The 10,783-nt window shown below is 35.9% G+C and carries 13 protein-coding genes; 7 read left to right on the plus strand and 6 right to left on the minus strand.

Going from position 1 to position 10,783, the window contains the following annotated elements; genetic code table 11:
* Nucleotides 1-39 precede the first annotated feature (39 nt).
* Together RM573_RS00925 and RM573_RS00930 are read right to left on the minus strand one after the other, a co-directional pair.
* The gene (locus tag RM573_RS00925; RefSeq protein WP_311575852.1) at nucleotides 40-1,764 is read right to left on the minus strand and encodes a SpoIIE family protein phosphatase; all 1,725 of its coding nucleotides are present in this window, start codon (nucleotides 1,762-1,764) and stop codon (nucleotides 40-42) included.
* 12 nt (nucleotides 1,765-1,776) lie between these two features.
* On the minus strand, nucleotides 1,777-2,085 hold the full coding sequence (locus RM573_RS00930; RefSeq protein WP_311575854.1) for an STAS domain-containing protein: 309 nt from the start codon (nucleotides 2,083-2,085) through the stop codon (nucleotides 1,777-1,779).
* 328 nt (nucleotides 2,086-2,413) lie between these two features.
* Between RM573_RS00930 and RM573_RS00935 the strand changes: the two genes are divergently transcribed.
* The 4 genes from RM573_RS00935 to RM573_RS00950 all read left to right on the plus strand — a co-directional run bounded on the left by RM573_RS00935 (nucleotide 2,414) and on the right by RM573_RS00950 (nucleotide 5,113).
* Nucleotides 2,414-3,625, plus strand: coding sequence for a M24 family metallopeptidase (locus RM573_RS00935; RefSeq protein ID WP_311575856.1), 1,212 nt, complete (start codon nucleotides 2,414-2,416; stop codon nucleotides 3,623-3,625).
* 196 nt (nucleotides 3,626-3,821) lie between these two features.
* Entirely contained in the window at nucleotides 3,822-4,385 is a 564-nt protein-coding gene (locus RM573_RS00940) for a septation protein A (RefSeq protein WP_311575858.1), read from the plus strand.
* Nucleotides 4,386-4,397: 12 nt separating this feature from the next.
* Complete coding sequence (locus RM573_RS00945) at nucleotides 4,398-4,700, plus strand: YciI family protein (RefSeq protein WP_311575860.1); 303 nt, start codon at nucleotides 4,398-4,400, stop codon at nucleotides 4,698-4,700.
* The gene (locus RM573_RS00950; protein WP_311575862.1) at nucleotides 4,700-5,113 is read left to right on the plus strand and encodes a lysozyme inhibitor LprI family protein; all 414 of its coding nucleotides are present in this window, start codon (nucleotides 4,700-4,702) and stop codon (nucleotides 5,111-5,113) included. The genes RM573_RS00945 and RM573_RS00950 overlap by 1 nt, the downstream gene beginning before the upstream one ends.
* Before the next feature lie 55 nt (nucleotides 5,114-5,168).
* On the opposite strand, the gene RM573_RS00955 is transcribed toward RM573_RS00950, so the two are convergent.
* The gene (locus RM573_RS00955) at nucleotides 5,169-5,366 is read right to left on the minus strand and encodes a hypothetical protein (protein WP_311575864.1); all 198 of its coding nucleotides are present in this window, start codon (nucleotides 5,364-5,366) and stop codon (nucleotides 5,169-5,171) included.
* 165 nt (nucleotides 5,367-5,531) lie between these two features.
* On the opposite strand from RM573_RS00955, the gene RM573_RS00960 reads away from it, so the two are divergent.
* Nucleotides 5,532-5,945 (plus strand): hypothetical protein, encoded by a 414-nt coding sequence (locus tag RM573_RS00960; RefSeq protein WP_311575866.1) that lies wholly within the window; start codon nucleotides 5,532-5,534, stop codon nucleotides 5,943-5,945.
* Between the two features lie 97 nt (nucleotides 5,946-6,042).
* Nucleotides 6,043-6,564, plus strand: coding sequence for a YchJ family protein (locus RM573_RS00965; RefSeq protein WP_311577394.1), 522 nt, complete (start codon nucleotides 6,043-6,045; stop codon nucleotides 6,562-6,564).
* Between the two features lie 34 nt (nucleotides 6,565-6,598).
* On the opposite strand, the gene RM573_RS00970 is transcribed toward RM573_RS00965, so the two are convergent.
* Nucleotides 6,599-7,477 (minus strand): U32 family peptidase, encoded by an 879-nt coding sequence (locus tag RM573_RS00970; protein WP_311575868.1) that lies wholly within the window; start codon nucleotides 7,475-7,477, stop codon nucleotides 6,599-6,601.
* Between the two features lie 24 nt (nucleotides 7,478-7,501).
* Nucleotides 7,502-8,497 carry a ubiquinone anaerobic biosynthesis protein UbiU gene (ubiU, locus tag RM573_RS00975; RefSeq protein ID WP_311575871.1) on the minus strand — a complete coding sequence of 332 codons (996 nt, stop codon included), beginning with the start codon at nucleotides 8,495-8,497 and terminating at the stop codon, nucleotides 7,502-7,504.
* 192 nt (nucleotides 8,498-8,689) lie between these two features.
* Here ubiU and ubiT point away from each other — a divergent pair, with 192 nt between their 5' ends.
* Nucleotides 8,690-9,217 (plus strand): ubiquinone anaerobic biosynthesis accessory factor UbiT, encoded by a 528-nt coding sequence (ubiT, locus tag RM573_RS00980; RefSeq protein ID WP_311575873.1) that lies wholly within the window; start codon nucleotides 8,690-8,692, stop codon nucleotides 9,215-9,217.
* On the opposite strand, the gene RM573_RS00985 is transcribed toward ubiT, so the two are convergent.
* Entirely contained in the window at nucleotides 9,214-10,755 is a 1,542-nt protein-coding gene (locus RM573_RS00985) for an HD domain-containing phosphohydrolase (RefSeq protein ID WP_311575875.1), read from the minus strand. The genes ubiT and RM573_RS00985 overlap by 4 nt on opposite strands.
* Nucleotides 10,756-10,783 lie beyond the last annotated feature (28 nt).

The raw sequence follows: 10,783 nt of genomic DNA on the forward strand, positions 1-10,783 counted from the left end.
ATGGTGAATTGACCTCACGCTTTGGTGTGTTAACCGGGTTTACACATGCCAAAGGTAAGTGACTTCCGCAAATGTACCATTTTCTTGATATATAAGGCTTTCAGATAATTGCTCAACCAGTTGAATACCTCGACCACTAAGTTGATTGTTTATATCTTTTGACGTCAGAAATTGTGCTCTGACTTTATCAACATCAAAACCATTACCGCTGTCTTTGATGACAATATTTAATCGACCGCCACTTTGTAAAGGGAAATAAGAAAGCAACAAAGATAAATATCCTTCATTTAACGTTTTCAATCGGTGATCTCTTTCTACAAAATACTGGGAAAAACCATCTGGAGAATTTTTTAGTTGTGAGTTTAATTTCAACACACCATGATCTAAAGCATTAATATAAAGCTCGGTTAAAATAGTAAAAACATTTTGCCAATGTTGTGCATGCCCTTCCATTGCTTGAATTTGATTCATCGCCATTGGAATAGGGTTAACTTGTGACAATCGTTCTCCGGTTAATGTTAATTCCCATTGCCAAGCTGCGGTGACTTTAGAGGGAGGTGACACAGACGTTGAAAAAATGTCTACTTTACTTTCTTGCTCATTCAAAGCAAACGTCTGTTGCCCGAAATCGCAAGGAATTTCAATTAACGAGATATCATCTTCTTGGGGCATTTCTTGACAAAAGTCATTGATAGTGACTAACACTTCATCACAAATATTTGACTGGATAATTCCTTGTTTAGCCGCGTTTTCAAAACGACAAGTACCAAACATTTCACCTGTTACATTTCTCGCTTCTATAATGCCATCACTGATAAGTACCAGAGTATCGCTTAAAGAAACTCTAACAATGGTTGATACATGATCATCTAATAACCGAGGTAAAACCCCCATAGGTGGATGACTAGATGGAATTTGATGCTTAATAACGCCTTGCTCATCAAATAAATAGGTATCCGGTAAGCCGGCATTAAAAATACAGGCTGTTTGGTCATGGTTAGAAATAGAAACAAAACTTGCCGCTAAAAATAAATCACGAGGTAATAAATGATATAGTTGCTGATTAATCTGACTAATAATCTCTGCTAACGAAAAGCCCTTTTTAGTCATAGAACTAAATGTCTCTGCTAATGGAATAGCACCAATTGAGGCGCGTAAACCATGGCCGGTAAAATCGCCTAACATTACATGCACATCCCCATTAGGGCTTAATGATGATAAATGAATATCGCCACTGAACAGGTCCGCAGGTTTTTTAATCATGCCTATTTTATCTAAACCGAAATTACGTGACTCTAATACGTCAGCCATCAGTTGTTCTGCCAGTTCAGCGTCCTTTTGTTGAATTAACTGTAGCTGTTTAATCTGACCATATAAGTCATTAATCCGTTGAATTGATTTAATTTTCGCCTTAAATACATCAGGAGAAAATGGCCGTACAAGAATACCGTCACCACCGGCATCAATACTGTCGATAAAAGCTTGTTCAGTATCTAAACTGGTAATAAAAATTAGGGGACATAAACTATTTTTCTGAGAAAGACTTTTGATCTTTCGGGCGGCCTCATAACCATTCATAATAGGCATATTAATGTCCATCAACACGAGATCGGGTTGATAATTAATATACGCAGAAACGCCTCGTGCACCATCGTTCGCAGTGAAGACTTTATACCCTTCTTCTTGTAATAACTTGCTAAGAATTTCACATTGTACAGGAGAGTCATCAACGACCAAGGCGAGTTTTACTTTAGGCTCAGCCATCAAGAGTAACCTTTATGGCTCAATATTCATTAAACGATGAAATTGGGCAATTTCTAATATTTTTAAAACCGTTGCATTAGGTTTAAAAATAATAAGCTTCCCTGTTAACGCTTCAACATGATCTTTTAGCAATAAAAGCATCCCTAACGCTGAGCTATCCATATAAGTGGTTTTAGATAGATCGACAACAACCTTGCCGCCAACAATATTATATTCACTATACGCATTTCTAAACTGTTGATGCGAAGAAAAGTCGAAACTATCCTCAATAGTTATAATTAATTGGCGATTATCATTTGAAATTACTTTATTTATCGACATTCTTTATCCCTGAATAACAATGTTAAATGCAAAAAACAATCATTAGATTACTTTATCATTTATGACGTTAGCTGAATAATATCTTTCCTCAACAGGTTTCTTATTAAATAATACCCGAGCAGTATTGTCTATTATTTATCCTAATACGCTAATGAATAAAGCTAATTAATGTTTAACCGAAATTTAACGTTTATTCATCTTAACTATTTATGAATAAAGAGCATTTAATGTGTAATTGTTTTGGTATATTGTATAAAATACTTTAATTTGCTTGTGATAACATGGCATAATCGCCTCCATAAAAATTCTCTAAGTAAAAGGAGCTAAAATGACAGTAGGCGTAGGCGGTTCAACCGCAGAGATAGAGTTAGCAAAACTGACAGATATGACAGCAAATGTTACAGCAATTACTGAGTCAGAATATCGACAAAGAATACAAAAAGCTCAGCAGATAATGAAAGCGCATAATATTGCGGCAACTTATGTGAATGCGGGTACCAATCTTTATTATTTTACCGGCACAAAATGGTATGCGAGCGAAAGAATGGTGGGCGCTATTATACCTTCAGAAGGTGAAATTCACTATATTGCTCCGTATTTTGAAGTGAATACATTACGTCAATACATGACAATTACAGGTACGATTCATGGTTGGCAGGAACATGAGTCACCTTATCAATTATTTAATGATGTTTTAGTAAAACTAGACATTAGCGAAGGTCATATTGCTTTTGACGAGTCAACAGCATTTTTTATTGTTGACGGCGTAGCAACACTGAATAAACAACTAACGATTTCTGATGCTAAAATTGTCACCGCTGGTTGTCGTACACAAAAGTCCGATCATGAAATTGCATTATTGCAACAAGCAAAAAATATGACGATGGCCGTACAGAAATCTGTCGCTCGTATTTTAACACCAGGCATTTCTACTCAAGAAGTTGAAGCCTTTATAAATGCCGCTCATAAAAAAGTTGGAGCAACGGCTGGTTCTTATTTTTGTATTGTTTTATTTGGCGAAGATTCCTCTTATCCCCATGGGGTGAAAACCCCTAAAACACTTGAACAACACGATATCGTATTAATTGATACCGGTTGCCAAGTGGAAGGGTATAAATCAGATATAACACGCACATATGTGTATGGTGAAGCCAATCAAAAGCAGCGTGATATGTGGAATATTGAAAAGCAAGCACAACTTGCCGCTTTTAATGCCGCACAAATAGGTGTCGCTTGTGGAGACGTTGATGTTGCCGCAAGAGAGTATCTTGCTAGCCAAAACTTGGGGCCTGATTATCAAACCCCTGGTTGCCCTCATAGAACAGGACACGGTGTTGGCTTAGACATACATGAATGGCCCTATTTAGTACGTAATGATCGCACACCTTTAGCAAAGGGGATGTGTTTTTCAAATGAACCTATGCTGGTAATTCCGTTTGAATTTGGGGTACGCTTAGAAGATCACTTTTATATGACAGAATCAGGACCAAAGTGGTTTACAGAGCCATCACATTCGATCGATAACCCTTTTGGTTATTAACAATTTTAATCACTAAAGCTGATAGCAATATCACATTGATGTTTGATTTAAACGTATCCATTCAGAGTGAGCTTCAATATTTAGCCCCCTCACTTTGAATGATTCACCTTACTTTGATAAAAAATGACGATAAAGTGTTGGAGAAACATCTGCTATTCGTTAGAATAATTCCACTATTTTATGAGAAAAGTCATTCATGCACGCTATTTTTGAATACCTGCCCTTAATAATCTTTTTTGTTTTCTACAAATTCGGCGATTTGTATTGGGCAACAGGCTCACTGATCGTCACCTCAGCCCTACAAATATTATATTACGTGATAACAAAACAACCGATCCCGAAGCGAAATTGGATATTTTTTGCATTAATTGCGGTATTCGGTGGTCTTACGATATTTTTTCAAGACGATGCTTTTATTAAATGGAAAGTCACTATCATCAATGCATTATTTGCCATAGTGTTAGTAGTGAGTCAAAGCTTTTTTAATAAAAACTTAATTAAAGAGCTAATGGGCGAGTCATTACCTTTACCTGAGAATATTTGGACTAAGCTTAACTTAGCTTGGGCAATTTTCTTTATGGTTTGTGCTATTTTAAATATTTATATCGCTTATAATTTTCCCATAGAAACTTGGGTAAACTTTAAAGTATTTGGTTTGATGGGCTTAACCTTTACCTTTGCTATTTTAACCGTTTTTTCTGTTTATAAATATCTTCCTCAAGACAGTGACGAAAGCAAAACTAACGAAGAAAATAACTAAAATCGGATTATCATGTATTATTTAATTTATAGTGAAGATGTAGAAGACAGTTTACCCTTACGCATGAAAGTGCGTGAAAAACATATCGCTAGACTAACAGACCTTCAACAAGAAGGTCGATTATTAGTGGCAGGACCATGCCCTGCAATTGATGCCGAAAATCCAGGGGATGCGGGCTTCACCGGCTCACTAATTATTGCAAAATTCGCCAATTTGAACGATGCTCAATCATGGGCAGATCAAGACCCATATATTGATGCTGGTGTATATAAAAATGTCACCGTTAAACCTTATAAAAAAGTATTACCGATATAATGAATAAATTGATATATAAACTTTTATGTATTGGTCTGCTTTGCGTATCTAGCCATTCAAATGCATATCAAGCGAAAAAATTAACCGATTGTGATAAACAATTTAGTAATAACACTGAGTTATCTAGGTGTTTAGATATAGTAAAAGATTCGATTGATAGAGAATTACAAACATGGATCAATAGCCAAGTTTTTATTTTAGAAGAATTCGCCCTTGAAACAGGCCGACGTTCGGCACTGGAAATGTTTAAACGTTCCCAACGAAACTTTATTACTTATCGTGAAAATAATTGTCGTTGGCAATATCTACATATTTCGCCTGATACGCGTGCGGCAGCAGCTTTTAAAAAATGTTATATCACAACAACTAGAAATAGAATTAACGAATTAAGCCAACTCGAAAAAAATAACTAAGAGTTTAAAATAGTTCGTTTTAGTCTTTAATTGATGACGTGATCTTTGTAACGAATTAAGGCATTTTTCTTAATTGACTTACCTGCATCACGGTAGTCAACATATCAACTTCTTCATTAATATCTTTTAGCGCTCGACTTAGTCTTAATAAAGAGTCGTCTGAATAATTTTCATCAATTAATACTTCCTGTAAATGATCTAAGGAATCTTTTACTTGCCTGACATTATGTCCAATTGGAGTAATCCGCTCCATCTTCATACCTTAATAATTAAAAAATAGTTGGCGAAGTATTGACTATAGACCAGCTTTATTATTTTTCCACAAAGATTAAAAAATAGACTTGATCTACTGTACAAAACAATATACTGTTTATCTATACAGTATATTGTTTTGCATTAATCTAAAAAGGTAAACGCTATGAACATCAATCATTTAACCATCAATAACCCAATTGACTTAAACAAAGCTAGCCGCTGGCTTGATGTCAGAGGCATAGACAATTCACATCAATTATCAGATCAGTATGAAGATATTTGTAGAAAACATGAAATCAATAAAAAATGGATTTTAATGATCAACCCAGAGAATCAATCTTTAGCAACATTATCAAAATCTACAAATGTCGATACGAGTAAAATATTAAAAGTGAACACCAATAAAACTAAAATTGACATCAAGAATATTGAATTTGCTTTAGGTAATGGTAATTGTGCCGCTGTAATTTTATGTAACCCTTCACTAAAAGATGAAGAGCTAGCGCAACTTAATTATTTTGCTGAGAAAGGTCAAACCGCCTGTATTGTATTAAAAAATAAACAACAATTGCACTAATACCAAGAATTGGATGTACCAAAATGAGGAATTAGTAATATTAATCAATAATATACTTAAGATGAATAAAAGCTTGATATAATCAAAAGCAAATTCAATACACGACTATTATCGAAATATGAATTGTTATTGTGGCAGCCAACAAACGTACAAACAATGCTGTGAGTTAATCATCAAAGGGATAAATATTGCAGAAACACCAGAACAGTTAATGCGATCTAGATACAGTGCTTATGCGGCTATGATCCCGCAATATATTTATGCGACCTATGCCGAGTCGACAAGAAAATCACAATCACTTAATGAAATCACTCTATGGGCACAACAAACCAGCTGGTTAAAATTAACCGTATTATCCAGTGAACACATAACAATCAAGCAATTTACTTCGCAAACAAAGCCAGTTTTGCCATATGTACATTTTCAAGCTTTATATTTTGATTCTCAGCATTTTTGTTTAATGGAAGAAAAATCACGTTTTCTCATAGAAAATGATCAATGGCGTTATCTTGATGGGGATATCATTGAACACAGTAACTTGCCTACACCAAAACGTAACGCACCTTGTCTGTGTTTAAGTGGCAAAAAATTTAAGCACTGCTGTGCTTTATTTGTTTAATAAATCCGCCTAATCACGGTTTAATCCGAGATTTTTAAACATTAGCCATCCCAGCAATTTTGTGCCAATAACCATTACATTCATTGTTTTTATCTAATGGAATATATTGCGGGTTGACCAATTGCCGCTTAAATTGGCTTAGTTTATTGAAGGCCTGTTCACTATCGGCACTTATTCGGACAATATCAACACCAATCGCTTGCATATTATTAACTTCGTTAACTAAGTTATATTGATCGCCGGACATGGTTTGAATGCCATTTAAAGTAAAAACTTGTTCACCTTCCTGACTCTTCATTTTTCTCCCTTGGGGATAATGAATGCAACAATATTGACAGTCATCTTTAGCTCGATTTTCTGATCGGGCTGTAAAACATCGGGCAGAATAAGCTAAAGGGAGGTAACCCCAAGAAAACACCTCACATTCAAATTGATTGCGAATCGAAGATTGCTCCGCTTTTTCTAATAAAGAACTGAGCCAGTCACTCGATAATTCAACAGGCATAACCCAGCGGAACATCCCTTGCCTAAGCAATACTTTTAACGTTGAAAGGTTGTAACAATTCATGGCTGGCCCTGCAACAAACGGTAGTTTATTTTCATGCAATATTTGTACGGCACTAAGATCATTGGCTTCAATTAAAAAATCACCATTCGTACAATATTTTTTTAGTGTTTGAATTTCAGCCGCGGATTCCAATAAAGTCATTGTTGATATAACCACTTGCTTTCCTGACTTTGCTACTTGTTTAGCTAATTCAAACCAGTCGTTTACGCGCAACTCTCGTCGTTTAGAACAAACGGTTTCACCTAAATAAATAATATCAGCCTCACTATTTATTGCTTGCTGATAGAATGTTTCAACTTGATCTTTAGGCCAAAAGAACAAACTGGCTCCGAGGGAAAACTTCATTATTAACTCTCTTTGTTTAATCGATTATTGCCATTGACGGTGATAAGCACCTAACGTGGTTTGTTTCCCTTCTGATAACTTTGCTAAAGAATCCATCCAACGACTTTCTACCTCAAATTTATCGGGAGATCGTTGATAACTATCTAATGCACTACGCCATGTTTTTGCTATCTGTTCAACATAAGCAGGGCTACGTTGTCGGCCCTCTATTTTGACCGAAACTACGCCCATTTTTGCTAGTTGAGGGATCAAGGCAAGGGTATTTAAACTGGTTGGCTCTTCTAGTGCATGATATACGTTTTCATTTACAGCAAATTTACCTTTACATAACGTAGGATATCCAGCCTTTTCATCCGGTTGATAACGGTCGATCAATACACCATTTAGCCGGCTTTCCAAACCTTTATCAGTTTCTTGCCAACGCACATATTTAGCTGGTGAACAAGCTCCAACGGTATTAGGAGATTCTCCTGTCATATAAGAAGATAAATAACACCGCCCTTCCGACATAATACATAAACTACCAAAAGCGAATACTTCTAACGGTACTGGAGTTTTAAGGGCTAATTGTCTGACTTGTTGCACAGATAATACTCGAGGTAACACCACACGACTTACTTCAAAGTTTTCATGATAAAATCGGATAGCTTCTATATTCGTTGTAGATGCTTGCACAGAAACGTGTCGCTCGATATCAGGGTATTTATTTGCTGCATAATCTAACACGCCTAAATCCGCAATGATTAAAGCATCGCACCCAATGGCAACGGCATCATCAACAGCTTTTCGCCAACGCATTTCACCTGCGGGATGTGCAAAAGTATTGATGGCTACGTGTAACTTTTTCTCTCGCTGATGAACATAGTCAACAGCTTTTAATAATTTACTTTCTGTGAAGTTTAATCCGGCAAAGTGTCTGGCATTAGTATCACCTTTCATACCAATATAAACCGCATCTGCGCCGTTATTTATTGCTGTTTTTAAGGCAGGAAAATTTCCCGCCGGACATAATAATTCCATACACGTCTTTTTTCAGTAGAATAACCAGCGGCAATTTAACGATTTTTCAATGATGAGGGTTTGACTTAAAACAAACTTTTCGGTTTTTATTTGTAGAACTTTTTCACTAAAAGTTGATCTGTAACAGATAACAATTGAACGCTATTGCTACCATAGCACCTACCAAAACTTTTATTTAAACAAGGGTCCGTTGTGAGGAATCTCATTCCATGTAGTCATTTCACAGCAAATTATGGCGCCAAATTATTAAACAATTTGCCCAGTATTTTAACACCGGTATTAACACGAATTCCTGACTCTGTTCATAAAGCATGTTTATTACCGATTTTACATTCTATTTTTTCTGACGCTATTAACGAGGGTGATTTTGACTTTTTACAAGGGAGCTGGTTAAACATTAACATCAATGATTTGGGGATTTCTTGGCTGTTAAGTTTTCAAAATGATCGCTTGATCATGGCACCAAAAAATAGCAAAAAAGCAGATGTCTGCTTTTTTGCAAATGGCGATGATTTATTATTGATAGCAGGTAGAAAAGAAGATCCTGATACCTTGTTTTTTCAACGACGTTTAAAAATCGAAGGCAACACAGAGTTAGGATTAGCAGTTAAAAACGTTATCGATGCACTAGATTTAGACCAACTACCCAGTATAGCCCATAACGTAGTAAGCCATTGTGCAAATATCATTGCCAAGCATCGAGTACAGAGTATTGATTAATCAGGAAAACGATTTCTTATTGACCAAAACTCATCGAAATTATTAATCATAATATCGACGAGTGCTGGCTGAAACTTTTTCCCTTTTTGTTCAATAATATAAGCTTTAATTTCTGACGCTGACCAAGGTTTATCATAGCTACGTTCTGATCCTAAAGCATCAAACACATCACCAATAGCGACAATACGTGCTTCAATAGGAATTGCTTCTCCCTGTAAACCTTCTGGGTAACCCGTTCCATCCCAATTTTCATGATGATAACGCGCTAATTTCGCCCCTACCATCGCGATACTGGCTTTTGATTTTGTCAATAATTGAGCGCCAGATTCACTATGGGTTTTCATAATATCCCATTCGTTTTCATCGAGCTTCCCTGCTTTATGCAAGATTTGCTCTGGGATGGTGATTTTACCTAGGTCATGTAATGGTGCGGCTAACTTAATAGCTTCAACGAGTTTTTCATCTAAACCAAACTTTTTAGCAATTAATTCACAAATTGATGAGACGCGCTGAACATGTAAACCGGTATCTTTACTTCTTGATTCGATAGCTTCGCCAACAATACAGAGTAATTCTTTTTGTGCTCGTTCAATTTCATGCTGCTTAGTCAAGCTTTCTAAAATATGTGCAACATTTGTCGCAAAAAGTTCAGCAAGATTAGATCTAAAATGCTCGGCATCATCTTCAAATTCTATATATAAAACAGATGATGCTTCTGCGGAGGTTTCATAATACCCCACAAAATAATCACTACTTGAAAAATGACATTTTTCATCAAAAGCTTTGCGAATTAATGCCCTAACCTCTTCGCTGATTTTAGAATCGTCGAGACTATCTGACTCACAAACATACTTACCTGTACAAGCAATAATTAGATTAATACTTTCTTCATCAAACTCACGCTGACTTCTAGCAATATATAAAGCGGAGCTATCAACATCCATTAAGGTTAATAGGTGATTTAAGGCCGCAGAGCCAAAGGGACGAAACTGGCTTATTTTCAATAGATCGTGCGTTGATTTTATCAACTGTTTAAAAGCATCAAGCGAACGCTGAATCGTCATGATATCGCGATATGCCCGAATACTCGCATAAACAGTTGTTGTCATTTTACCGGAAGTGAAATCTGTTTTTTCTTTATAATCATTAATGTCAAACTCTTTAATCACCGTAGCTTCAGGAGCATTCCCCGCTTGTCCAGTTCGTAACACTAAACGAATTGCTTGATTACGTTGTTCTTTGCGGATCCATTCAACCAATTCTAATCCTGCATGGTCTGTTTCCATAACAACATCAACAAAAGCCATACAAAAGCTTGAATCATCTTTAAGAATTTCTTTAGCTTCAATGGAGGAATATACCGAAACTATATCCAAACGCCTATTTTCAATTACCGCATCGGCTAAAACCAAGCGAGTAATTTGATGAACAGATTCATCATCATCAACCACCAAAATTCGCCAAACTTTTTGACTATTTACTTTTTTTGGTGCAATAAAGTCGTCTGTCGACTCTTCCTTAAATATGAACTTAGACATTGATTAGATTAAATTTTTATTTGCCATA

The organism is Thalassotalea castellviae (assembly GCF_031846185.1).
Classification (GTDB): Bacteria; Pseudomonadota; Gammaproteobacteria; order Enterobacterales; family Alteromonadaceae; genus Thalassotalea_H; species Thalassotalea_H castellviae.

Coding starts and splice junctions, on each gene's coding strand:
- RM573_RS00925 (WP_311575852.1), bottom strand. CDS start 1,764: ATGGCTGAGCCTAAAGTAAAACTCGCCTTGGTCGTTGATGACTCTCCT.
- RM573_RS00930 (WP_311575854.1), bottom strand. CDS start 2,085: ATGTCGATAAATAAAGTAATTTCAAATGATAATCGCCAATTAATTATA.
- RM573_RS00935 (WP_311575856.1), top strand. CDS start 2,414: ATGACAGTAGGCGTAGGCGGTTCAACCGCAGAGATAGAGTTAGCAAAA.
- RM573_RS00940 (WP_311575858.1), top strand. CDS start 3,822: ATGCACGCTATTTTTGAATACCTGCCCTTAATAATCTTTTTTGTTTTC.
- RM573_RS00945 (WP_311575860.1), top strand. CDS start 4,398: ATGTATTATTTAATTTATAGTGAAGATGTAGAAGACAGTTTACCCTTA.
- RM573_RS00950 (WP_311575862.1), top strand. CDS start 4,700: ATGAATAAATTGATATATAAACTTTTATGTATTGGTCTGCTTTGCGTA.
- RM573_RS00955 (WP_311575864.1), bottom strand. CDS start 5,366: ATGGAGCGGATTACTCCAATTGGACATAATGTCAGGCAAGTAAAAGAT.
- RM573_RS00960 (WP_311575866.1), top strand. CDS start 5,532: ATGAACATCAATCATTTAACCATCAATAACCCAATTGACTTAAACAAA.
- RM573_RS00970 (WP_311575868.1), bottom strand. CDS start 7,477: ATGAAGTTTTCCCTCGGAGCCAGTTTGTTCTTTTGGCCTAAAGATCAA.
- ubiU (WP_311575871.1), bottom strand. CDS start 8,497: ATGGAATTATTATGTCCGGCGGGAAATTTTCCTGCCTTAAAAACAGCA.
- RM573_RS00985 (WP_311575875.1), bottom strand. CDS start 10,755: ATGTCTAAGTTCATATTTAAGGAAGAGTCGACAGACGACTTTATTGCA.